Source organism: Hymenobacter busanensis (genome assembly GCF_008727865.1).
Taxonomy (GTDB): Bacteria; Bacteroidota; Bacteroidia; order Cytophagales; family Hymenobacteraceae; genus Solirubrum; species Solirubrum busanense.
Genome location: NZ_VTWU01000011.1, coordinates 53,679 through 78,006 on the forward strand (window position 1 = coordinate 53,679; position 24,328 = coordinate 78,006).

Genomic DNA, 24,328 nt, shown 5'->3' on the forward strand with positions numbered 1-24,328 from the left:
CATGAAACAACTCCTGATTTTGCTGCTGGGCCTGCTGCTGCTGAGCGGCAATGCCCAGGCCCACGGGGGCGAAGACCACGGCGCGAGCGGCAAAGCTGCCGCCCCGGCCGGGGCCACGTCCTTCTCGGTGGCAGCCCTCTCGGAGCAGTTCGAGGTGCTGCTGCGCTACGAGCCGCTGGAAGGCGGCGAGCCGGCCGACCTGCGCCTGTTCCTTTCCGACTACGCCACCAACGCCCCCATCAAGGGCGCTAAGCTCACGCTCACCAACCCCGAAGACGCCAATCTGAAGTGGGCGGTGACGGAGAAAGGGCCGGGCGAGTACCTGGTCGAGGGCGAGTTTCCGGCCAACAAGGCCTACAGCTTCGCCCTGAACGTGGTGGCCGGCGACAAAGCAGACCTGCTGCTGCTTGACGGCATCAAAGTCGGCGAAAAGCTGCCCGTGGCCGCGACCCCGGCCGCCGCACCCTCCCTTTTCTCTTCCTGGAAAACCATACTGGCCCTGATTGGCGCCTTTGTGCTCGGCATCGGCCTGACGGCCCTGCTGCTGCGCCGCCGCCCGCGCGCCGGGGTGCCTTCCTCCACTGCTACGCCCGTTGTCTATGAAAACCAAGCATAAATTCCTGCTCGGAACGGCCGCCGCCGGCCTGGTGCTGACGGTGCTGCTGCCCCCGCCCGCGGCCGTCTTCGGTCACGGCGGCGAAGACCACGGCGGCGAGGCCAAGGCCAGCACCGGTGTGGCGCTGACCGACGAAGTGCTGCTGCCCAAGGAAAGTCAGTTTCTGTTTCAAGTGCGCACCAGCCTGGCCACTTACTCGGCTACCTACAGCCGGGCTACGCTCTACGGCACCGTGTCGGCGGCCGCCGGTGGCGAAGGCCGCATCGTGGTGCCCCAGACCGGGCGCATCGTGAGCCTCACTTCCCAGGTAGGGCAGCAGGTGCGGGCCGGCCAGCCGCTGGCCGTCCTCGAGCAGACGCTCGACGCCACCCAACAAATCGGGCTGAGCACCGAACGGGCCAACGCCCAGGCCGAGCTGCGCGCCGCCCAGCAGGACTACGCCCGCCTGCAGAGCATTGCCGACATCGCCGCCCGCAAGGACGTGGTAGCCGCCGAGCTGCGCCTGCGCCAAGCCCGGCAGAACGCCGCCATACTCAATGGTCAGGCCCGCCAGCGCCGCACCACCATCACCTCGCCCATCAACGGCACCGTGGACGTGTTCAACCTGGCCGTGGGCCAGCAGGTCAACCAAGGCGACGAGCTCTTCCGCGTGCTCAACCCCGGCAAGCTGCGGGTGGAAGCCCAGGTGTTTGCCCAGGACCTGGCGAAAGTCACGCCCGGCGCGCAGTTCCGGGTGGAAGGCCTGCAGGGCCAGGCCGGCGTGCCCGCGAAGCTGGTGGTATTCAGCAACGTGGTGAATCCGGTCAATCAGGCCCGCCAGCTTATTCTGGAGCTGGACGAGGCAGCTGCCAGTGCCTATCGAGCCGGGCAGGCCGTGAACGTGCAGGTGCTGGGCCAGAGCGAAGGCGGCAAGCCCCAGCTGGTGGTGCCCACCTCGGCCGTCACGGATTTGAACGGCAAGCCGGTGGTGTTCGTGCACACCGAGCCCGAGCACTTCAAGATCCGCTACGTGCAACCCGGCGCCGTCAACGGCGAGCAAACGGTGCTGCTGCAGGGCGAGGTGAACGAAAACGACCGGGTCGTTACCGCCGGCACCTACCAGCTTAAGTCTATCTACCTCAACCAATAACCCCTTGTTCGTGAAACACCTTTCTGTTTTCGCTGCGCTGGCTACCGCCCTGGGCCTGTCGGCCTTCACCGCTCAAGCCCAGGCCCCACATGCCAGCGGCGACGAAGCCGCCGTCAAGGCCGTGCTGCGCCAGTACCAGCAAGCCGTTCAGAAGCTGGACACCACCGGCACGCACCGCCTGTTCACGGCGGATTCCGAGGTGTTTGAATCGGGTGGGGTGGAAGGCACTTACCGGCACTACGCTGCCCATCACTTGGCGCCGGAGCTGCGCGAGTTTAGCGCCTTCACCTTCAGCGACTACCAGGCCAAGGTGCGGCTGGACGGCCCCTACGCTTTTGCGACCGAAACCTACACCTACACCATCGGGCTGAAGAAAGACCCGAAAACGCCCATCGTGCGCAAGGGCGTGGCCACGTCGGTGCTGCGCAAAAACGCCGCCGGCCAGTGGCAGATTGTGAGCACGCACACGTCGGCCCGCACGCCCCGCCCCAAGAAACAAAGCTAGCGTGCCCCGCCCGTAGGATGATCCATCCTTGGGCTTCACCCTTCTGCTTACCCCAATGCTTGACCAAATTATTCGCTTTGCCCTGCAGAACCGGCTGCTCATGCTGGCTTTTGCCCTGGGCCTGCTGATTGCCGGCACCTACACAGCCCGCCAGCTGCCGGTGGACGTGCTGCCCGACCTGGACCGCCCCCGCGTAACCGTGTTCCTGGAGTCTCCGGGCATGGCCCCGGAAGAAGTAGAGGCCCTGGTGACCCTGCCCGTGGAAACGGCCCTGAACGGGGCCACCGGCGTGTCGGCCGTGCGCTCGAACTCGGCCATCGGCCTGGGCATGGTATTCGTGGAGTTCGACTATGGCACCGACATCTTCACGGCCCGCCAGATCGTGTCGGAAAAGCTGCAGACCGTGGGCGAGCAGCTGCCCACCGGCATCACGCCGGTGCTCGGGCCGATTTCCTCGGTGATGGGCCAGATCATGCTGGTCGGCCTTACGGGGGGCCAACAAACCAACGCGGCGGATTTGCGCACCTTGGCCAACTACACCGTGCGCCAGCGCCTCTTGTCCATTCCCGGCGTGGCCCAGGTGATTCCCATTGGCGGCGACAACCTGCAGTACCAGGTGCTGCTCGACATGGCCCGCCTGAACGCCACGGGACTGACGGTAAACCAGGTAGAGGACGCGCTGCGCAACTCCAACCTGAACACCACCGGCAACTTCTTTGACCGCAACGGCTCGGAGGTGCTCATCCGCAACCTGGGCCGCCTGCGCTCGGTGCAAGACATCGAGAACATCATCGTGGGCTACCGCGAGCAGTCGCCGGTGCGCGTAGCCGACATCGCCCGCGTGGAGTTCGGCGCCCGCTTTAAGCGCGGCGACGGCAGCGTGAACGGCAAGCCCGCGGTGATTCTAAGCATTGAAAAGCAGCCGGGGGCCGCGACCGTAGGCCTGACCCAGGCCGTGGAAAAAGCGCTGGTCGAGCTCAAGCCCTCCCTGCCCAAGGACGTGCAGGTGAACACCCGGCTCTTCAAGCAGTCGGAGTTTATCGAGTCGAGCATCACCAACGTGGAGGAAGCGTTGCGCGACGGGGCCATTCTGGTGGTCATTGTGCTGTTTGCCTTTTTGCTGAACGTGCGCACCACGTTTATTTCGCTGGTAGCCATCCCGCTGTCGTTGCTCGTGACGGCGCTGGTGTTCCGCTTCGCCGGCATCTCCATCAACACCATGACGCTGGGCGGCTTGGCCATTGCCATCGGCGAGCTGGTCGACGACGCCATTGTGGACGTGGAGAACGTGTACCGGCGCCTGCGCGAAAACCGGCACTTGCCCAATCCGCGACCGGCGCTGCAGGTCATCTATGCCGCCTCGTCGGAGGTGCGCAACTCCATCGTGTACGCCACCATCATTGTGGTGCTGGTGTTCCTGCCCCTGTTCGCACTGGAAGGCATGGAAGGGCGCATCTTCGCGCCGCTGGGCATTGCCTACATCACCAGCATCGTGGCCTCGCTGTTCGTCTCGCTCACCGTCACGCCGGTGCTTTGCTACTACCTGCTGCCCAAGATGAAGCAGATGGCCCACACCGAAACCGACGGGCCGCTGGTACGCTGGCTTAAGCGCAAAGACACGCGGCTGTTGGGTTGGGGCCTGACGCACCCGAAGCTAGTGCTGGGCGTGACCGGCGTCCTGCTTGCGGCGTCCATGGCCCTGGTGCCCTTCTTCGGCACGGAGTTCCTGCCGCCGTTCAACGAAGGCTCGCTGACGGTGAACTTCTCCGCCCCGGCCGGCACCTCCTTGGCCGAGTCCAACAAGCTGGGCACGCTGGGCGAGCAGCAGATGCTCAAGATCCCCGAAGTGGCCTTCACGGCCCGCCGCACCGGCCGCGCCGAGCTGGACGAGCACGCCGAATCGGTCAACAACTCCGAAATCGAGGTAGCCTTTAAGACCGAAGCGGAACTGGAACGAGAGGGAAAAAAGATGCGCAGCCGCGACGAGATTCTGGCCGACATGCGCCAGAAGCTTAGCCTGATCACGGGCGTCAACGTGAACATCGGCCAGCCCATCTCGCACCGCCTCGACCACCTCTTGTCGGGCGTGCGGGCCCAGGTAGCCATCAAGGTGTTCGGCAACGATTTGCTGGAGCTGCGACGTTACGCCAATGAGATTCGCGCAGCAGCCAGCACCGTGCCCGGCGTAGTGGACCTGCAGGTGGAAAAGCAGGTGCAGATTCCGCAGCTGCTTATCCGCCCGCGCGACCAGGCGCTGCAGGCGTACGGCATGGCCCGCGGCGAGGTGGTGCAGGACTTGGAAACGCTGTTTCAGGGCACGGTGGTGTCGCAGATGCTCGACGGGCAGAAGCGCTTCGACCTGGTGGTGAAGCTACCCGAAGACCAACGCAACGACATTGCCGCCATTGGGCAAACCCGCATCGAAACCCCGTCGGGGGCCATGATTCCGGTGAGCCAGGTGGCCGACATTGTGTACGAGCCGGGCCCGAACACCGTCAACCACGAGAACACCCAGCGGCGCATCACCATCTCGCTGAACGTGGCGGGGCGCGACCTGGGCTCGACCGTCAAGGAGATTCAGCAGAAAGTCAGCCAGCAGGTAAAGCTGCCGGCGGGTTACTACCTGACCTACGGCGGGCAGTTTGAAAGCCAGCAATCGGCTTCGCAGAAGATCCTTTGGCTGAGCTTGTTTTCGCTGGCTGGCATCTTCTTGGTGCTCTACTCCCACTTCAAGTCCACCTACATGGTGGGGCAGATCATGCTCAACATCCCGCTGGCGTTGATCGGCTCGGTGGTGGCCGTGCTACTCACCGGCGGCACCTTCAGCATTGCTTCGCTGGTGGGCTTCATCACCCTCACCGGCATTGCCTCGCGCAACGGCATCATGATGATTTCGCACTACATCCACTTGGTAGAGCACGAAGGCGAGCAGTTCGGCAAGAAGATGATCATCCGCGGCTCGCTCGAGCGCCTGGTGCCCGTGCTGATGACGGCCCTGGTGGCGGCGCTGGCCCTGGTACCGCTCACGCTGGCCAAGGACGCGCCGGGCAAGGAAATCCTCTATCCGGTGGCTACCGTGATTCTGGGCGGCCTGCTTTCCTCCACCTTCCTCGACATCATCGTCACGCCGGTGGTGTTCTGGCTGGTGGGCAAAAAGGCCCTGGCCCAGTACTTCTCCTCGCACCGTGAAACAGGTCTGGGCGAGCATCCGCAGGAGCTCGACGCGCAGCCCCTCACGCCCGCGTCCGACCTCAACCCCGTAGGCGGGAGGTAGCCCGCTCATGGCCCTCTGTTATTCCCTTTCGCTCTACGCCGCGCCGCATGACGTCCCCTAATCCTGAGCCCCCGTGCACGCTGCTTTACATCAAGCACATGGTATGCCCGCGCGGCATCCGCATGGTGCGGCGTGAGCTGGAACAGCTGGGCCTGCGGGTACTGGACGTGCGGCTTGGCGCCGCGACCGTGGCCGCCGCCGCTGAGGAGCTGGATTGGCCCCGCATCCGCCAGGTGCTGGCGGATGCGCAGTTTGCCTTGCTCGAAACGGAGCACCAGACCTTGCTCGAACGGGTCCATACGGCCACCGGGCACCTGCTGCGCCGGCCCGAGCCCCTGCGGCACCGGGCGTTCGGGCCGGCGCTGGCCCACGAATTGAGCTTGTCGTACGGGCAGCTCAGCGCTGCCTACGCCCGGCTTGCCCCGGGCGATACCCTGGCCGCGTACATCAGCCGCCAGCGGCTGGTGTACGCGCAGGAACTATTGATCACGTCTAGTTCCGGAGTGGGGCGCATTGCCCACCAACTGGGCTACAGCAGCCTGGCACACTTTTCCGGACAGTTTCGGCGGGTAGCCCGCTGCGCTCCCTCGGCGTACCGCAAGCAGCAACGGGCCCTGACGACCGGCACCCCGGCGGAAAGCTCGAAATGATGCAAGCACCCGGCCAGCATGTGTAAAACTGCTGCCTGAGTAGAAGGTATATACGATGAACAGCCCTTCATTTAGCAGGGCTATCGTTCACTTAACCTAACTACCCATGCACGCCCAAAACCAAAACCTGCTTCAAGCCCTGAATGACTGCATCGCCGCCTGCGAGCATTGCGCCACCGCCTGCCTGCAGGAGCAGGACGTGAAGATGATGGCTCGCTGTATTAGCCTGGACCGCGACTGCGCTGATATCTGCGCTCTGACGGCCCGCTTCGTGGCCCGCGGCTCCGAGCACGCCGAGCACCTGCTGCGCGAGTGCGCCGAAATCTGCCGCGCCTGCGCCGCCGAGTGCATGCGGCACCAGCACATGGAGCACTGCCGCCAGTGCGCCGAGGCCTGCCGCCGCTGCGAAGAAGCCTGCATGGCCGGGGTTGCGGCCTAGGCCCCGGCTGCGGCTCGCGAAAGCCAGCCTGGCATCGGTCCGGCTGGCTTTTTGCATACGGCCAGGCCGCGCCGTAGGGCACACCACGTTACCGGCGATGCCCTAAATCATGCAAGTACAGGCCGCAATTCCGTACGTGCTCCGGTGCACCGGCCAGTAATTTTGGGTGTTTACTTTTTGCAGCCGCCTGGTTCGGCTGCACTCAACCGCTACTCCCATGAAAACCCTTCAGTTCAAAACCAACATCAACTGCGGCGGCTGCATCAAGGCCGTTACGCCCACCCTCAACCAAGAAGCCGGCGCCGGCAACTGGCAAGTTGACACCGCCAACCCGAATAAAATCCTGACCGTGACCTCCGACAAGCTCACGGCCGAGCAGGTGGTGCAAGCCGTACAGGAAGCCGGCTTTGAAATTCAGCCCGCATAATCTCTTACGTCCGCAGCTCTTACGCACAACGCCCGGTTCCGCCGGGCGTTGTGTTTTTCCGGCCGTTTACAATGCGGGCGGTCGGAAATTATATAAGCCCCAGGCTCACTAGCTGCAAACATTTGCTGGTTGGAAACGCGTAAAGGCAAGGGCCTGGCTCGCCCTGCTCTGCTGACACCATACTGCCCGGGCAGCCCCTTCGGCCGGGGCTCATTTCGGGTGGTCAGGTACCGCTGGGGGGCTAGCTCTTGGGAATTTACAACAGCGCCGAGCTCCCGCAGATCGACTCTTGCCTGCGTCTATGTTTTCAGATTTTCCCAATCTGCACCCGCTGGTGGTGCATTTGCCGATTGTGCTGCTCCTGCTCAGCGCCGCCCTGCAGGGCTTGCGCGTGTACCGGGATTGGCCCCCGGTTAAATGGATTACCATCGGGGTAATGGCCGGCGGCTTTCTGGGAGCGCTGGCCGCCAGTACGGTGTTCCACGCCATGCCCCTGGGGCTGGCGCCCCCGGCCGCGGCCGTGTTTGAAGCCCACGAGAAGTATGCGGGCTACACGATGTGGCTTTCCGGCATCACCCTGCTTTTGGCGGGCATCGGCGTGTTTTTCAAGGTTCAGGGCCGGGCCTACGAAATCCTGGTGCTGGTGTCGGCCGTGGCGACGGCGGGCGTGCTGGCGGTGGCCGGGCACCGGGGGGCTCAGCTCGTGTACGTGGAAGGCGTGGGGCCGCAGGGCCGCCTGCTCGATAAAAGCCACGGGCATGGGGGTGAGCAGGCCATGCCCGGCATGGAAACGGGGACCGATAACCACGCGCAGCCAGCCGGTGCAGATACCCTTAACGGGTACAACGCCCCGGCATCCGGTGCTCAGGGTACCCCATCGGCAGCACCCAACGCCACCGACATGCGGGGCATGGAGGACATGGATAGCCAGGCATCTCCTGCCCTGGGCAGGCGCAATGCTTCCCCCGGCGGGATGGGTAACATGGACATGTCCGGCTCCCGGCCCGCAGGGCAGGCGCGCCCTTCCCCACGGTCCGGCGCCATGCCGGATATGCCCGGCATGAGTGCGCCGGCCGCTCAGCGCACACAACGCCCGGCCCCAGGTACGGATCGGCGTAGCCCGTCCGGCCAACAAGCCATGGGCGCAATGCCCGGGATGGAAAACATGCCCGGCATGCGGCAGCAGCCAGCCGGCGCGAAAACGGCGGGCAAAACCCGTTCCACCAGGTCCGGCATGGAAGGGATGGAGGGGATGGAGGGTATGGCGGATATGCCCGGCATGCAGGCCCCGGCCGCGAAGCCGCCCGGGCAAGCCGCGCCCGCGATGAAGGATATGAGCAACATGCCCGGTATGGAGAAAGGCCAGGCCATGCCTGCCACGGGTACCATGCCGGGCATGAGCATGCCTGCCAACCCGCTGGACAAGTTCCGCTTTGAAGACAACAACCCGGCCCGGAACAAACCCAAGAATGCTAACCAGTAGCGTATTCATGCGACTAGTTGTCCTCTTCCTCTTCTGGCTCAGCTCGCTGACGCTCCTGGCCCAGACGCCGCAGCACCAGGCCATGCCCAAGGGCCAGGATGCCAACGCGACGGCCTCGGCGCCCCCGGACGCGGAGCTGCGGGGCCACGTGGTTTCGCCGCGGGCTACCCAAGCCGGCCACCGCGTCGAGTACGACCTGTACGTGGACGAACGCAAGGTGAACTTCACGGGCCGAACCCGCCTGGCCATTGCCATCAACGGCCAGATTCCCGCGCCCACGCTGCGCTTTACGGAGGGCGATACGGCCGTTATCCGGGTGCACAACAAGATGAGCGTTGAAACCAGCATCCACTGGCACGGCATCCTGTTGCCCAACCAGTACGACGGGGTGCCTTACCTTACCACGGCGCCCATTGAGCCCGGCGATACGCACACCTTCACCTTTCCCCTCATCCAGAGCGGCACCTACTGGTACCACTCCCACACCATGCTGCAGGAGCAGCAGGGCCTATACGGCTCCATTGTCATCCAGCCCAAGCAAGTGAAGTATGAGCTCAAGGAGTACGTGCTGGTGCTCTCCGACTGGACCGACCACCCGCCCAAGGAAGTGCTGCGCTACCTCAAGCGGGCCGGCGAATGGTTTGCCGTGCAGAAAGGCGCCACGCAGAGCTACGGCGAGGCCATTGCCGCCGGCTACTTCAAGGACAAGCTCAAGCAGGAGTGGGGCCGCATGCCGGCCATGGACCTGACGGACATCTACTACAACAAGTTTCTCACCAACGGCCGCGAGAAAAGCTACTATCCCGATGCCAGGCCGGGGGAAGTGGTGCGCCTGCGCGTGATCAACGGCAGCGCCTCTTCCTACTTCTACCTGCAGTACGCCGGCGGGCCCATGCAGGTCATTGCCGCCGACGGCATCAACGTGGAGCCCTTTCCGGTAACCAAGCTGGAAATCGCCACGGCTGAAACCTACGACCTGCTGGTCACCATCCCGACCACGGGCGCGGCGGAGCTGCGGGCCACGGCCAACGATATCACGGGCTACTCCTCCAGCTACTTCGGCACGGGCGAGCCGATCAAAGCCCCCGACCTGCCGCGCATCAACTATTTCCAGATGATGCGCGAGATGAACAGCATGGGCAGCATGACCGGCATGGACATGGGTGGCAACGGCCAGATGGACCCTCACGGCGGAGGGATGAAAGGCATGGATGGGAAAGGAGGCGGTGGGGATAAGAAGGGCATGAACATGCCCGGTAGCCAGAGCGCAGAACCGGCCATGAAAGGCATGAACATGCAGCAGGGCACCATGCCCGCAAGCACCGCGCCCTCGCCCCAAAACCGGCCGATGAACCAGCAAGAGAAGAGCGGCAAGAGCATGGGCAACATGCAGGAAATGGGCGGCATGGCAGGCATGAACATGAGCGGCATGAGCATGGGCGGCGACTTCAACTACAACCAGCTGCGCGCCCTCAACCCGACCACGCTGGACTCCACCCGGCAGTGGCGCGAGATCAAGCTCACGCTCACCGGCAACATGCTACGCTACGTCTGGTCGTTTGACAATAAGACCTTGTCACAGGCCGACAAGATTCCGATCCGCAAGGGCGAAAACGTGCGCATGACCTTCACCAACCTGACCATGATGCGCCACCCGCTGCACCTGCACGGGCACTTTTTCCGCCTGGTCAATGCCCAGGGTGCCTACGCCCCCATGAAGCACACCTTCGACGTGCCGGCCATGGGCACGGTGACCATCGAATTCGACGCTAATGAGCAGCAGGATTGGTTTTTTCACTGCCACATCCTCTACCACATGATGGCCGGCATGGCCCGCATCATCAGCTACGAGGCCAGCCCGCAGAACGAGTTTGCCAAAACCGACTACCAGGTGCTCAAACGCGAGGACAACGCCGTGTACCCGTGGTTTGACTTATCGGTGCATTCCCAAGGGGCTTACCTGGAGGGCAACCTCTCCAACAACCGCAACGCGCTCGAATTTGAAGGCCGGGTAAACTACCAGGGCAACTACGAAACCGAAACCCACCTGCTGCGCTACCTCGACAAGCAACAGTTTCTGGCCGGCTTCGTCGGCTACGATTTCCGCGACAACAAAACCCTGCGTTCGGCCAAAGATGCCGAAGGCGGCAACCGCCGCACCCCGGAAAACAACCGCAACTTTCGCCGGCAGGCCGAAGTCGGTGTGTACTACCTGCTGCCCATGCTCGTGCGCGCCGAACTGCGTACGGACCTGACCGGCCAGGTGCGCCTGCGCCTGGAACGCCGCGACCTGCCCCTGAGCAACAACGTGTTCATGGACATCAGCGCCAACACCGACCGCGAGTTCACCGTGGGCTTTCGCTACATGGTCAGCAAGTACGCCTCGTTGAGCACCAATTACGACAACCAGTACGGCTGGGGCGCCGGGCTAACGTTCCACTATTAGCGCCGATTTGCTAGCTGGCTGGCTTGGGAGAGTTAGTGCCGCCGGCCTTCGCTTCCCGCTTGCGGCGCCGCTCCGCTAGCTGCTGCTCGCGCTGCTCCCAACGCTGGGCATCTTCCTTTTCCTCGGCCTCGTAGCGGGCGTATTCGCTCGCGTAGTAGGCCCGCCGGTTCGCGATGTATCGCTGAGCCGACACGGCTTCCTGCCCAAAGCGCTCCACGACCGGCACCTCCGTGCCAATGCTCAGCTTCAGCTTGTCATGGGTATCCCGACTATGCTGCCAGATGAGCAAGTGCAGCAATGGTGTTTGGTTGGCCTGCACAAACGGCTGGATGGCTTTCTCCATGAACTTGGCGCTAAACCCGTTGAAGTGGGTATCCAGCACAAAGCGCAGCATCTCCCGGTCGTGCTTCCAGTCGCTGAACGCAACGCTGAGGTAAAGCATGTTGTCCCGAAACTCCTGCTCACCATGCCGGTTGTGGAAGCTGAGCGGGGGCTCGGCGCCAAAATGCTTATAGCCCGTGCAGGTATAAATCGACATCATCGCCGTACGTCGTTATCCGATTACGCTTATTTACAGTCCTGAACCAGGGCGCTCACGCTCAGCGTAGCCGTGGCGTCGGTGGTGTAGTTGTCGTTGTTCACGCACACATACAGGCGTCGGGTACCCGCCGGCAACGCCATGGGCCGGGTTTCCTGGGGCGTGTTTTCCGCCGCCCGAAAGCAAAGCTTGTCCCGGCTGATGGTGCCTTTGGTAGCTAGAAACTGCTGCGCCGCGTTTTCATCGGGGGTAATGTACCAGTGGCACTTGGTGCTGACCGTGGGGGGAGCGTTGTTTCCCTGCTTGGTCAGCGCCGAGGCAGCGGTGCTCAGCAGCGCCGGGGCAGCCGCGCCACCACTGCCGGCCACGGCGGCCACAGCCAGTGCCGTCGACCAGGAAATGGGCGGCTGGCCTTCGTCGCGTACGTCGAGCTTGTAGACAATGCCCACCGTGCCCACGGGCAGGTCAACGGTAAACACCTTGCGGCTGGAGTGCATGCAGTTGCTGCAGTGAATGGTGGCGTTGCTCAGCGGCAGCGCATCCTGCATGACGGAGGAGCACTTGATTTCGCGCCCGTCGTCGTGCCAGCTCCGGAAGTCGGCTTGCTGCACGCCGTTCACGTAGGTACCGCGGAAGCTCACCTGGCCGTTCTCGTGCCAGCCGCAGCACAGGCCCGTGGGCTTGTCAGGATTTTCCGAAGCCATTTTGCCTTCCCACTGCTTTTTCCAAGACGGATAGTAGTAGTCGCGCACAGTGCCGATGGTTTTGCCGGCAGCGTCGTGCCTAGCAATGCGCGCGTAGGCCACTTCCTCCAGTGTTTCGGTACGCTCCCAGTCGCGGTCAAAGTAGACTGTATCGGCCGGGGGCAAGCTCACCGCCGCCGGCTTGGGGCGCTGGGCCAGCACGGGCAACGAGGCGAGCAGGAACAGGATGGGCAGAACGTAACGTTTGGTCATAGAGGCTAACAAATGGGAAAAGGGGAGTGCGCAGGATAAAGGTAAAGACCTGTACGGCTTCACCAAACCTTTTCGCAACTGCCCTGAAATCAGTTAATAATCACATATATCCCAAAAGCTTATTTAGACTCTTTACAAAAAAATTAATCCCTTATTTGTAATCATTACAAATAAGCATGCTACCTTTGAGGCGTTGTTCCAAACTACTCCGAAATCCTGCTCCTCATGACGTTTAAGTACGTTCCCGCCGCGCTCATTGCCCTGGCTTTTGGCTTTTCTTCCTGCGACAAGAACGAAACCGAATCGGCCCCGGCGCTGCGCGCCAAGATGGATGCCAACGCCTTAACGGCCACGTCCAAGTACACGGAATCGTTCAAAGACGCCAGTGGGCAATCGACGGTGGACCTGACCACCTCGAACCAGCGGCTGGACATGTTCTCGGAGCTGAACTCCTACATGGCGCTGGTGGCGGTAGCGGCCCCGGCTACGCCCCAGACGCTGGACGTGACCAAGCTGCGCGGCTACTACACCAACACCGGCGGCTACTTCACCGGTGCCGGCCTGAATGCCGCGGGCTTCTCGCTGCGCAACACCACGGCCGCGTCGTTTCCGGCGACCAATGCCGAGACGGTGCGCGGTTACGTCGACACCAAGCTGACCCAGCTGGCCACGGCCAGCCAGTCGGTCAACAACGTGGCCACGCCCGGTAACGCCGGACGCCTGGGCCGCTACCTGGTCGATGGCAACGGCATCGAGGTAAACCAAGTCATTCAGAAGGCCCTGATTGGCGCGCTGCTGCTCGACCAAATCGACAACGTGCTGCTGACGGACAACGCGCTGAAAGCCAACAACAGCAAGGTGGTCGATGGCAAGCCCTACTCGGAGCTGGAGCACAACTGGGACCTGGCCTACGGCTACCTGACCAACAACGCCATCATGACCACGGACATCAACGCCACCCCGCGGGAGCGTTTCCTGGCTAGCTACCTCAACGAAAAGAACGGCCCCGCGTCGCCCGGCGTGTACCTGGCCTTCCTGAAGGGCCGCGCCGCCATCGTCAACAACGACGCTGCCGGCGTGAAGGCCCAGGCCGACATCATCCGCACCGAGCTGGAGAAGACCATTGCCCTGGCCGCCGTATCGTACATGCAGAACTGGAAAGCTGCTTCGGCCCTCGACGTGAAGGCCCACGCATTAGGCGAAGGCCTCGGCTTCATCTACTCGCTGCGCTTCTGCACCAAGTACGGCGCCGATGCTGCCTTCTCCGACGGCGTGCTCAACGGTCTGACTTCCGGCAGCCAGGGTGCCTGGAGCCTGACCAACGCCCAGGCCGACGTGGCCATCAACGCCATCAAAGCCAAGTTCAACCTTCAGTAACTTTCGGCCCGCTTGCGTAAGCGGAACAAGGCCAACGGGTGAGGCAGCCAACGCTACCTCGCCCGTTGGCCTTCGCCACAACAAACGCTTCCCATGAACAAGACGCTTCTGCTGGCCTGCGCGCTCCTGCTGGCTGTCCTCGGCATCATCAGCTGCGGCAAGGACCCGAACGGGGGCGGCACGCCCGGCCCGGACCTGGCCGTGGACCGAAAAGCCCTGCTCACGCAGTGGGCCGACAGCCTGGTAAAGCCGGGCTATCAGCGCTTCAACGACAAGCTGGTGGCGCTCAAAGCCAAAACGACGGCCTTTACCGCCGCCCCCACGCCGGCCACCTTGGTGGAAGCCCGGCAAGCCTGGCAGGCTGCCTACGTGGAGTGGCAGAAGGTGGAACTCTACGAGTTTGGGCCGGCCGAGCAGGTGAGCCTGCGCAACCATTTCAACATCTACCCGGCCGATGCCGCCGGCATCAACGCCAACATCACGCGGGTGACGTATGACTTCGAGGTGGCCACGGCCATCCCGCAGCAGGGTTTCCCGGCGCTGGACTACCTGCTCAACGGCATTGCCTCCGGTGATGCCGCCATTGCCCAGCAGTACGCCTCCTCCGCGGGCCACCGTCGATACCTCACCGACGTGGTCGCCAAGATGGAGCAAACCTTCGGCACCGTGTACAGCCAGTGGAACGGTTCGTACCGCGACACGTTCGTGGGCAACACCGGCACCGACGCCAGCTCCTCGCTTTCGCGCGTTATTAACGCCTACTCGCTGTACTTCGAGCGGTATTTGCGTGCGGGCAAGGTGGGCATCCCGGCCGGCACGATGAGCGGTGTTCCGCGTCCGGAAAAGATTGAGGCCTACTACATCAAGGGCTCGCTGCCGCTGCAGCTGGCCACTACGGCGCACACCACGGTGCAGCAGTTCTTCAACGGCCGCGCGGGCCAACCCTCGCTGAAAAGCTACCTGAACGCCCTCGGCGCCAAGGACAGCCGCACGAACCAGCCCCTGGCCGACATCATCAACGCCCAGCTCGGCGTGTCGTACCTGCAGCTCAGCTCGCTGGGACCCGACTTGTACACGACCGTGACGGCGCGCAATGCCGACGCGGTGGCGTCGTACAACGAGATGCAGAAGGCCGTGCGCATGATCAAAGTGGACATGACCTCGGCGCTGGGCATTACCGTGACGTACGTCGACAACGACGGCGACTAATCCATGGCGGGCCGCACGCTGCAACGTTACCTCCACTCGCTTACCCTAGCCGCTCCGCTGGCCACGTTCCGGGTAGCCTTCGGGCTGCTGGTGCTGGCCAGCGTTGTGCGTTTCTGGGCCAAGGGCTGGATTGCGGAGCTGTACCTGCAGCCGAAGTTTTTCTTTTCGTACTACGGCTTCGGGTGGGTGCGGCCACTGGGGCCTTACACCTACGCGCTGTTCGCCGTGTGCGGGCTGTGCGCGCTGCTGGTGGCCCTGGGGTACTGGTACCGCGCGGCCATTGCGGGCCTGTTCCTGAGCTTCACCTACATCGAGCTCATGGACAAGAGCACCTACCTGAACCACTACTACTTCGTGAGCCTGGTGGCGCTGCTGCTGATGGTGCTGCCGGCCGGGCGCTACTTCTCGCTGGACGCCCGCCTGAACCCCGCGCGCTGGCGCAACGAGGTGCCGCGCTGGGCGGTAGACGCGCTGCGTCTGCTCATGGGCATTGTGTATTGCTACGCCGGGCTGGCCAAGCTCAACTCCGATTGGCTGGTGCACGCCATGCCGCTGCGCATCTGGCTGCCGGCCAAGAACGACTTGCCGCTCATCGGCCCGCTGCTCGGGCAGCTCTGGGTGGCCTACGCCTTCAGCTGGTTTGGCGCGCTCTACGACCTAACGGTGCCTTTCTTTCTGCTCAACCGCCGCACCCGGCCCTGGGCCTACGTGACGGTAGTGGTGTTTCACGTGCTGACGGCGGTGCTTTTCCCCATCGGCATGTTTCCCTACGTGATGATGGTGGCGGCGCTGATTTTCTTCCCGGCCGACTGGCACGAGCGGCTATTGCAGCGCCTGCGCCGGCTGCTGCGCCTGGCCCCAGCCACGGATCAGGTGCCTGTGCCGCTGGTGTACGGGCCGGCCACACGCCAGCTGCTGCTCCTGGGCCTGGGCGCGTTTTTCGTGGTGCAGCTGCTGCTGCCCTTCCGCTACCTGCTCTACCCCCACGAGCTATTCTGGACCGAAGAAGGCTACCGCTTTTCGTGGCGGGTGATGCTGATGGAAAAGATGGGCCAGGTGCAGTTCAAGGTGGTGGACAGCCAGACCAAGCGGGCGCAGCTGGTCAACAACTACGAGCACCTGAGCGTGCTGCAGGAAAAGATGATGAGCACCCAGCCCGACATGATGGTGCAGTTTGCCCACTACCTGCGCGACTATTACGCCCGCCGGGGCGTTCATTCCCCCCAGGTGTACGCCGATGCCTACGTCAGCCTGAACGGGCGGCTGGGCAAAAGCTTCATCGACCCCACCGTGGACTTGGCCCGCATCACCGACGATTTGCGGCCCAAGCCCTGGATTTTGCCTTTCGACGATGAGATTACCGGTTTATAGCGCGGCGCTGGCTGCCACCGTCCTTGCTTCTACCACCGCCGTGGCCCAGCAGGCCAGTTTGCAGGGGCGCGTCCGCGAGGCGGGCACGGGCCAGCCCGTGGTGGGCTGCGAGGTGTACGTGCGCGGTTCCCGCCAGATTGCCCGCACCGACAGCACCGGCCTGTTTACCCTCTCCCGGCTCGCGCCCGGGCGCCAGCAGCTGCAGCTTTCTTCCATCGCCCACGAGCCGCTGCGCACCGAGGTGGACCTGCCCGGCACGGGCGGCGTGTTTGATTTTGAGCTGACCCGCCGCGAGCGGCAGCTCAAGGAAGTGGTGGTGGCCGCCCCGCAGGCCCGCTTCGGGCAGACGCGCCTGCGCGAGGTGGAGGGCACGGCCATCTTCGCGGCCAAGAAGTCGGAGGTTATCATCCCCGACAACCTGGTGGCCAACCTGGCCACCAACAACGCCCGGCAAGTGTACTCGCGGGTGGCAGGCCTGAACATCTGGGAAAGCGACCAGGGCGGCCTGCAGCTGAGCATCGGCGGGCGCGGGCTGGACCCCAACCGCACGGCCAACTTCAACGTGCGCCAGAACGGCTACGACATCTCGGCCGACGCGCTGGGCTACCCCGAGAGCTACTACACGCCGCCCATCGAAGCCATCAAGCGCATTCAGCTGGTGCGCGGGGCCGCTTCGCTGCAGTACGGCACGCAGTTCGGCGGCCTGCTCAACTTCGAGCTGCGCCAGCCCGAGCCCGACAAGACCGTCAGCGTGGTGTCGCGCCAGTCGGTGGGCTCCTACGGCTTCTTCAACTCCTTCAACAGCGTAAGCGGCACGGTGAAGAAGCTCAGCTACTACGGCTTCGCGCAGTACAAGCGTGGTGACGGGTGGCGGCCCAACTCCCATTTCGACAGCAAAACCGCCTACGCCGATGTGCGTTACCAGCTGACGGAAAACCTGAAGGTGGGCGCGCAGTTCACCCACATGGACTACCTGGCCCAGCAGCCCGGGGGCCTGAGCGACCGGCAGTTTGCCCGCGACGCGCGCCAGTCGAACCGGGCCCGCAACTGGTTTGCCGTCGACTGGAACCTGTTCAACCTCTCGGCCGACTGGAAGCTCAGCCCGCGCGCGAACGTCAACCTGACCACCTTCGGGCTGCTGGCCTCGCGCAAATCCTTGGGCTACCGCCCCAATTTTGTGGAGCGCGCCGACGACGAGTCGCAGCTGCGCGACCTGATTACGGGTCAGTTTCGCAACGCGGGCCTGGAAGCCCGTTACCTCAACCGCTACGGCCTCGGCAGCGCCCGGAGCGGGGTGCTGCTGGTGGGCACGCGCCTGTACCGCGGCTACAACCACAGCATCCAGGGTTTCGGACCAACGGGACGCGGGGCCGATTTTCGCTTCGTCAATCCCGAGGAAGGGCTGAGCAACCAGTCGTCCTACTCCGACTACCGCTTCCCGAACTACAACGCGGCCTTGTTCGCCGAGAACATCTTTTACTTCGGCGAGAAGTTCTCGCTCACGCCGGGCCTGCGCTACGAGTACATCCGCACCCAAGCAGAAGGCAGCTACGGCAACGTGGAGCGCGACTTGGCCGGCAACATCATTGCCAACACGACCCACCAGGAAAAGCGCACCAGCCCGCGCGGTTTCGTCATCGGCGGGTTGGGGGCCAGCTTCAAGCCGGTGGAACAGCGCGAGTTCTACGCCAACGTGTCGCAGAACTACCGCTCCATCACCTTCAGCGACATGCAGATTGCCAACAACTCGCTGGTGATTGACCCCAACCTCAAGGACGAGCGCGGCTACTCCGCCGACCTGGGCCTGCGCGGCGAGCAGGGCCAGTGGTTGACCTACGACCTGAGTTTGTTTGCCCTGCGCTACAACAACCGCATCGGCGAAGTGCAGATTTCGGACGCCAACGACCGGACCCTGCGCTTCCGGGGCAACATCGGCCGCGCCCTGATTCTGGGGGTGGAGTCGTACGCCGAAGCCGACGTGCTGCGGCTGCTGCGCCCAAGCACCGAGCCAAGCCGCTGGCGCTGGTCCGTGTTCGGCAACGCGGCCCTCATTCGCAGCCGCTACACGGCCAGCCAAAACCAGCAGGTGGTGGGCAAGCAGGTGGAGTTCGTGCCGCAGGTGAACCTGAAAACCGGTATGCAGGGCGGCTACGGTCCCTTCAAGGCCTCGCTGCAGTTTACTTACCTGTCGGACCAGTTTTCGGAAGCCACCAACGCGCCCAACAGCCCGCAGGACCGGCTGCCCGACGCCAACGCCGCCGTGGTAGGCTTGATTCCGGCCTATCACATCTGGGACGCATCCGTGTCGTGGGAGCGACGCTGGTTGAAGCTGGAAGCCAGTGTGAACAACCTCGGCAACGCCATCTACTTCACCCGCCGCGCCACCGGCTATCCAGGCCCCGGCATCCTGCCGTCCGACCCACGCAGCTTCTTCCTAACTGCCGCCGTGAAGTGGTAAGCGGTATCTTCACCGGGGTAATCCCTGCGTGAATGAGTGCACCAAGCGCCCCGTTGGAATGGGTACTGCGGGCCTGGCCCCAGCTACGGAGCCAGTTCCGGGGCCAAATCGTCGTTGCCGAGGCCGAACTGCTGGCCTTCATCGGGCAGGCGCTGCCGGTGGTATCACCCGAGGTATGGCCTTCGGTTCGGGAGAGGCTGGTGCGCAACCAGTTGCTCCACGAAGCAGGAGCCGGCAGAATGAGCTTTGAACCAGTGGTCGTCCCATCAGTCTCTAAGCCGGAACTGTTACCGGCGTGGCGAGCAGTGTGGGACTTTTTGCAAGCGCGGTTAGCGCTCCCGCTCGGTTGCCTGTGGAGTACGCAGTGGCTTCACTCTTTTCTGCCTAGTCTTCCTGACCTATTAGTCGTGGAGGTGAACTGGGCGGAAGTAAACCAGGCCGGGAACCTGCTGCGTTCCTATTTACACTCCGATTCAAGTGCGATACCCGCTCCGGCGTCGCTCAGCCCAGCCGGTTTGCGCGTGGTGCTTCGTCCCTGGCAACGCTATTCCCCGGTTCGCCGGGTCAAAGGCATTCCGGTAGCCCGCCCAGAAAAGATGCTGGTCGACGCCGGTCAGCTTCCCGAACTGAGTGCCTTCGTCACGGATGCAACGCTGGGCTCGGCCCTGACCGCCATGTTTTCGCAGCGCGCACTCGACCCGCAGGTATTGCTTCGGTACGCCGCCCAGTGTCATGCCAGTGCCCGATGGACCACAATACTCCGCCACTACGATACCCATTGAGTTCTACAGGCTGCTTGGGGCGCCTTACAGGTGAGGTTTAATTGCAGAGTTATACCTTGAAAGATGCATTCGATTTGGATAAGCGTGGGTTGACTGCAAAGTCGCTAACCTATTCACGCGCCCGCGTGCACTCCTTATTAATGTATGTTGGCAGGACCCCAACACAGGCAGACGTTGGGTCACTACCGGGTGTCGCCCTTTTGCCAATAAAATGGTGGCTCTCCGCCGCAAGGCTGAATGGCTTGCTACACCACTGCTTCCTGATTCGTCGAAACAAAGTTTAGGCATCATAACTGTTAATTATGATACCTAAAGTATTTGCGGTTACTTTTGCCCGCATGAGCACCGAACTCGCCCGGATTCCCGACCAGCCGCAAGCCCTGGGGTCACAACTCGCCACCGCGGCCGACAACGTGGCCCGCTACCTCAAGCTCGGCCTGGAGGGCGCCGACAACACGGTGCTCGCGTACTCGGCTGACCTGAAAAGCTTCGGAGAGTACTGCGCGCTCCACGGGCTGTGCCCGCTGCCGGCTGAGGTGGCCACCGTGGCCCGGTACGCGGCCGACCTGGCCGACCTCCCGCGCAAGCTCTCGACCATCAAGCGCCACCTGGCGGCCATCCACAAGCATCACCAGCTGCGCGGCTACCCGTCGCCGGTGCATTCCGATGAACTGGCGCTGGTGCTCGAGGGAATCACCCGCGCCCTGGGCAAGCGCCAGAAGCAGGCGCCGGCCTTTACCGTCGACGAGCTCAAGGAAAGCATCCGCCGCCTGGACGTGACGACCACGGCCGGGCTGCGTGACCGGGCCCTGCTGCTGCTGGGCTTTGCCGGGGCCTTCCGGCGCTCCGAGCTGGTGGCCCTGAACGTGGAGCACCTGGAGTTTACCGAGCGGGCGCTGATTGTGCACCTGTCCAGAAGCAAAACCAACCAAGCCGGCGAGGCCGAAGACAAAGCCGTCTTTTACGCATCTACTGCAAACTTCTGCCCGGTGCGCTGTACCCGCGCATGGGTGCAGCAACTGGGCCGCAGCACGGGACCGTTGTTTGTGTCTCTTAAACGGGGCAAGGTTAAAGGTGAAACACTTCCTACCCCAAAGCGTCTATCTGCCCTGCGTGTCAACGGGCTGGTTCAGCTCCACCTGAATCATGACGAGGAAGGCCACAAGATTCCCGAGAAGAATTACTCGGCTCACTCGTTGCGCGTGTCCTTTATCACGGTATCCGTTCTGCGTGGTCAGTCCAACCGCTTCATAAAGAACCAGACCAAGCAGAAGACGGATGCCATGATTGACCGCTACTCGCGCCTTGACGATGTAGTAAGTTTTAACGCTGCCCAGAATCTAGGTTTGTAGGTATTGCAGTGGCTACCTTGATACTGTAGAGTTCATCAAGCACTACCTATTACTCGTAGTGATACGCCGGCTAAGTCTCGAACGAAGTTTTGTGTAACGCCTAGGAGCTTTAGAATTTCATCCCCCACTTTGGATTTCGTCAGCGACGGCTGCACGATTATCATTTCGAATTCCAGTGGCAGCCGGCGCTTAGCCAGCTTTTTAAGGGCCTCCAATTCTATTTCGGTGCCCTTCTCGAATCGGCTGCGTGTTACTCCTTTTTTTCTTTTCGGTTCCCGACGCAGTAAGTGCATCATCAAAGCATCGCCCGGCTTGTGCTTCCAGTGCATTGAACGCTGAGCCTGTCCACACACTTCATACAGATTGCCAACGGAGTTGCCGACTTTGGCCTTTTTGGCATACTTTAAGTGATAGAGCTCGACCCTGATTTTGTCGGTGAGCACTTTTAAAGCAACTACGTCTGCGGCCTCGCCGCTTCCATCATCATCAAAAATGATGTCGTAGTCACGCTTGTTCAATTCCTTAATCACATGGTACTGGATGGAATCCGTTACTGGGAGCACCCCTTGTGATTCCGCGCTAAGGTCAACACCCGTCCAATCCCAGACCTCGATGTCCGCTTGTGGAAATAGACCAATGGTCTGCTTCAGGGGCACGTAATCATTGCCACTGACCGAAGAGCCGTCCACAAACCAAATGGCTGGTGGGAAGGCCTGAAAAAAAGCTGCTCCAGCAAGTTTGCGTCTGCCATACGATACACTAACCGTTGGCCCTGCGACTTGGGATATTTCGTAATCAGGATACTTATCGCTGGAGTCTCCAGCTTCTATAATCTTGAGTTCAAATTCTGCTTGTTGGGTGTCGCTGGCAACGGCGAAATTGATGGATGTTGCATTAAAAATTCCCGTTAAATCAATAGAAAGACAGGATAAATCTGCCTTCTCGGTGCCAAGTTCAAATTTAAAATACAATTCACCTTCATTGTATAAGTCTTCGTGCCAGTCAATCCAAACTGGGTCGAGAGCAGGAAACCGTTTGATGAGCATAGGCACCAAGGTTTCCTTAAGAAACTGGTTGGGGTCGATGCTGGGGTCCAGAAGCTTGTTGCCAATTTTTACGCACCACTTCTTGAAAACGCTCAGGTCGTTCTCACGTTTCGTCCAGATACGGCCTTTGTATGAAGCCCCAAGGTTGACTTTTTTGCCCACCTCGTAGCCCGCACCCATTACAAAAGCTTTTTCGCCCTTCTGTTTTTCAATGATACTGATGGCCTCTTCCAGGTCCCGACCTACCATCATTCGGAACCGGATGTCCTTGCCGAGCCGGTTCCGCAGCCCCACGTTTTGAAGCGTGATGCGGTGCATTCCATCAAAGGTTTTGAATACGTCAACCCCTTTTATCAATTGCGCATTATCTCCGATAATGGCCTTCGCCAAGTCCTCATATAAGGAGGAGTTATCAGAGCTGTGGATGAATAGCAGGTTGTTTTTGGTTTCCCAGTAAACCAAGATTATGCGCCAAGTAAGTTGATAAACCTCCTTGGAATCCAGCCAATCTACCCCTTCCTGAGTTGCCGTGATGACAATGAGCATATTGTCTTCCCGGTTTAAGTCATCGAACTTATAAAATGCTTTTTCAAAGTCGGGCAGCCCTTTCTTAAAATTACCAGGGCTCCACGTATCGGTTTTGTTCTTGTAGACGACCGTGCTTAGCTTAACTTGAATGTTATTGAGTGGCAATTTGGACTCGGCCAGCTTTGGAAAGCCTGCCAGAAGCTTCTTGAAGTCAACTTCTTCGGCCACTTTCCCCTCACTCATGTTGGCCAATAGCATGCTCCAGTTAGCATCCCGCGCGTAGAGCTCATCCAGCTCATCGCTTACATCTGGGTCCGCGATGTTGGCAATGAAACACGCATCCCCCAATTGCTCGTCGTACTTGGTCCGCGTGAAGCGTCCGGCCAGCTGGAGGGTAATAGGTAAGCTTTTTCGGATGTCGTGGAACGCGGCAATTTTGAGTTCGGGCAAATCAAAACCTTCCCCCAGCATATCAACACAAACTATAATTCGGGCTTGTTTGGCCACTATCTTTTGATAGTTTTCTTTGCCTTTCGGCATGCCGGAATAGAGAATAACCGGTTGCAAATCGGTTTCTTGGGCATACAGTTGAAATACTTTCTCGGCGCGTTCCTTAGTTGCACACCGCGCCATCAAGATATGGTTATGTGGGACGGCTAAATCCTTGCGCAGTCGGGCAATGGCCGTATCGGCAATGATTTTATCGGCTTCTTCTGGCTTGGCCACGCTAACGGGCAGAAACTCGATATTTTTATAATACCCTTGCTTTTGAGCTTCGCTCAACGGGAAATTGAAAAGGATGCTCCCTTCCAAGCGCTGGCCGTCGTTGCGGAACGGGGTAGCGGTGAACTGAATGATTTTCTTGGCATCAAAATGCTCCTTCACGTAGTTCCAAGACTTGGCCCTAACGTGGTGCGCTTCGTCAATGAAGACGTGCGAGCATTCGGCCGAAAGGTGCTCCAATTCTTCGGTAGCCAGCGTTTGAAGTATGGCCATGGTGGCCACAACTACGTTGCTTTGCGCAACGAACCGGCGAAAGTCCGAGGTTTCGGAAAATGATTGCCGAAATGCGCCTACGGCAGGATAAAGGGCGCTATCGTCCAGAATACCGAATTCTTTCAACAGGCCGAGCGTGATGAATTTTTCTGCAATCTGGGTGCGCAGCGCATCAGACGGAACCACCACCAAAACTTTGCGGCACTGATTAGCCACCAAAGTTGCCAGCATGGTTTCGGTCTTACCTGTACCCGTTGGTAACACCACAATACCTGCGCTCGTCGGAAGCTTCAAATGTCCAAGTATTGAATAGATGGCCCCAAGCTGTGGTTGGCGCAAGCCATTAATCTTGGCGTCTTGGTCCTCTTCTATAAAGTGAAATTTACCGCGCCAAGATGCCGCAATTTCTTCAGGGCTGGCAGCAATAGGTTGCTCTGCCTTGAGCCACTTTTTAAATAGCAGCGCATCCTGCGTGAAGGCATCTGGTGTTGGCTTCTTCTTAGTTTGTAATACGTTGGGCTCATCGGCTGGAACGTCAGTTTCGGCAGCCGTCAAATAAGCATTAAAGCCTGTGGAAGCCACGCGCAGACCCGTCAGATGAGTGGAAGCCGTCAGGTCCTTCAACGTCCTGCCTTTTACCACGAGCTGCGTAATCGTATTCTTGCTTTTGGGTAATACAAACCAGTTGTTACGCCAATCAGGTAAAGTCAGCTTCATGGTTAAGAAATAGTACGTCAAGTGGTCAA

The 24,328-nt window shown here is 61.3% G+C and carries 18 protein-coding genes; 15 read left to right on the forward strand and 3 right to left on the reverse strand.

Features of this window, described 5'->3' with window-relative positions; genetic code table 11:
- Position 1: 1 nt before the first annotated feature.
- The 9 genes from F0P96_RS20670 to F0P96_RS20710 all read left to right on the forward strand — a co-directional run bounded on the left by F0P96_RS20670 (position 2) and on the right by F0P96_RS20710 (position 10,969).
- Positions 2–616, forward strand: a complete 615-nt coding sequence (locus tag F0P96_RS20670) for a hypothetical protein (protein ID WP_151080905.1) — start codon at positions 2–4, stop codon at positions 614–616.
- Positions 600–1,745: an efflux RND transporter periplasmic adaptor subunit gene (locus F0P96_RS20675; RefSeq protein WP_151080906.1), complete on the forward strand. Its 1,146-nt coding sequence runs from the start codon at positions 600–602 to the stop codon at positions 1,743–1,745. The genes F0P96_RS20670 and F0P96_RS20675 overlap by 17 nt, the downstream gene beginning before the upstream one ends.
- A 10-nt stretch (positions 1,746–1,755) precedes the next feature.
- Complete coding sequence (locus F0P96_RS20680) at positions 1,756–2,250, forward strand: YybH family protein (protein ID WP_235917545.1); 495 nt, start codon at positions 1,756–1,758, stop codon at positions 2,248–2,250.
- 55 nt (positions 2,251–2,305) lie between these two features.
- Positions 2,306–5,524: an efflux RND transporter permease subunit gene (locus F0P96_RS20685; RefSeq protein ID WP_151080908.1), complete on the forward strand. Its 3,219-nt coding sequence runs from the start codon at positions 2,306–2,308 to the stop codon at positions 5,522–5,524.
- A gap of 47 nt (positions 5,525–5,571) precedes the next feature.
- Entirely contained in the window at positions 5,572–6,174 is a 603-nt protein-coding gene (locus F0P96_RS20690; RefSeq protein ID WP_151080909.1) for a helix-turn-helix transcriptional regulator, read from the forward strand.
- A gap of 106 nt (positions 6,175–6,280) precedes the next feature.
- Positions 6,281–6,613 carry a four-helix bundle copper-binding protein gene (locus tag F0P96_RS20695; RefSeq protein WP_151080910.1) on the forward strand — a complete coding sequence of 111 codons (333 nt, stop codon included), beginning with the start codon at positions 6,281–6,283 and terminating at the stop codon, positions 6,611–6,613.
- 217 nt (positions 6,614–6,830) lie between these two features.
- Positions 6,831–7,040, forward strand: a complete 210-nt coding sequence (locus tag F0P96_RS20700) for a heavy-metal-associated domain-containing protein (protein WP_151080911.1) — start codon at positions 6,831–6,833, stop codon at positions 7,038–7,040.
- A 301-nt stretch (positions 7,041–7,341) separates the two neighbouring features.
- Positions 7,342–8,523, forward strand: a complete 1,182-nt coding sequence (locus F0P96_RS21110) for a DUF2231 domain-containing protein (protein ID WP_167291272.1) — start codon at positions 7,342–7,344, stop codon at positions 8,521–8,523.
- Between the two features lie 7 nt (positions 8,524–8,530).
- The gene (locus F0P96_RS20710; RefSeq protein WP_151080912.1) at positions 8,531–10,969 is read left to right on the forward strand and encodes a multicopper oxidase domain-containing protein; all 2,439 of its coding nucleotides are present in this window, start codon (positions 8,531–8,533) and stop codon (positions 10,967–10,969) included.
- Positions 10,970–10,979: 10 nt separating this feature from the next.
- Here F0P96_RS20710 and F0P96_RS20715 read toward each other — a convergent pair whose 3' ends face one another.
- The gene (locus F0P96_RS20715) at positions 10,980–11,510 is read right to left on the reverse strand and encodes a hypothetical protein (RefSeq protein WP_151080913.1); all 531 of its coding nucleotides are present in this window, start codon (positions 11,508–11,510) and stop codon (positions 10,980–10,982) included.
- Positions 11,511–11,536: 26 nt separating this feature from the next.
- On the reverse strand, positions 11,537–12,463 hold the full coding sequence (locus F0P96_RS20720) for a toxin-antitoxin system YwqK family antitoxin (RefSeq protein WP_151080914.1): 927 nt from the start codon (positions 12,461–12,463) through the stop codon (positions 11,537–11,539).
- A gap of 225 nt (positions 12,464–12,688) precedes the next feature.
- Between F0P96_RS20720 and F0P96_RS20725 the strand changes: the two genes are divergently transcribed.
- The 6 genes from F0P96_RS20725 (at position 12,689) to F0P96_RS20750 (ending at position 21,012) form a co-directional block, all read left to right on the forward strand.
- The gene (locus F0P96_RS20725) at positions 12,689–13,840 is read left to right on the forward strand and encodes a DUF4856 domain-containing protein (protein WP_151080915.1); all 1,152 of its coding nucleotides are present in this window, start codon (positions 12,689–12,691) and stop codon (positions 13,838–13,840) included.
- Positions 13,841–13,933: 93 nt separating this feature from the next.
- The gene (locus F0P96_RS20730; RefSeq protein WP_151080916.1) at positions 13,934–15,049 is read left to right on the forward strand and encodes an imelysin family protein; all 1,116 of its coding nucleotides are present in this window, start codon (positions 13,934–13,936) and stop codon (positions 15,047–15,049) included.
- Between the two features lie 3 nt (positions 15,050–15,052).
- Positions 15,053–16,420 (forward strand): HTTM domain-containing protein, encoded by a 1,368-nt coding sequence (locus F0P96_RS20735; protein WP_151080917.1) that lies wholly within the window; start codon positions 15,053–15,055, stop codon positions 16,418–16,420.
- Positions 16,401–18,878 (forward strand): TonB-dependent receptor domain-containing protein, encoded by a 2,478-nt coding sequence (locus tag F0P96_RS20740; RefSeq protein ID WP_151080918.1) that lies wholly within the window; start codon positions 16,401–16,403, stop codon positions 18,876–18,878. The genes F0P96_RS20735 and F0P96_RS20740 overlap by 20 nt, the downstream gene beginning before the upstream one ends.
- Positions 18,879–18,910: 32 nt before the next feature.
- Positions 18,911–19,660: a DUF6577 family protein gene (locus F0P96_RS21400; protein WP_338074406.1), complete on the forward strand. Its 750-nt coding sequence runs from the start codon at positions 18,911–18,913 to the stop codon at positions 19,658–19,660.
- Between the two features lie 338 nt (positions 19,661–19,998).
- Positions 19,999–21,012, forward strand: a complete 1,014-nt coding sequence (locus F0P96_RS20750) for a tyrosine-type recombinase/integrase (protein WP_151080920.1) — start codon at positions 19,999–20,001, stop codon at positions 21,010–21,012.
- A gap of 35 nt (positions 21,013–21,047) precedes the next feature.
- Here F0P96_RS20750 and F0P96_RS20755 read toward each other — a convergent pair whose 3' ends face one another.
- Positions 21,048–24,299, reverse strand: a complete 3,252-nt coding sequence (locus tag F0P96_RS20755; protein WP_151080921.1) for a DEAD/DEAH box helicase — start codon at positions 24,297–24,299, stop codon at positions 21,048–21,050.
- Between the last annotated feature and the right edge of the window lie 29 nt (positions 24,300–24,328).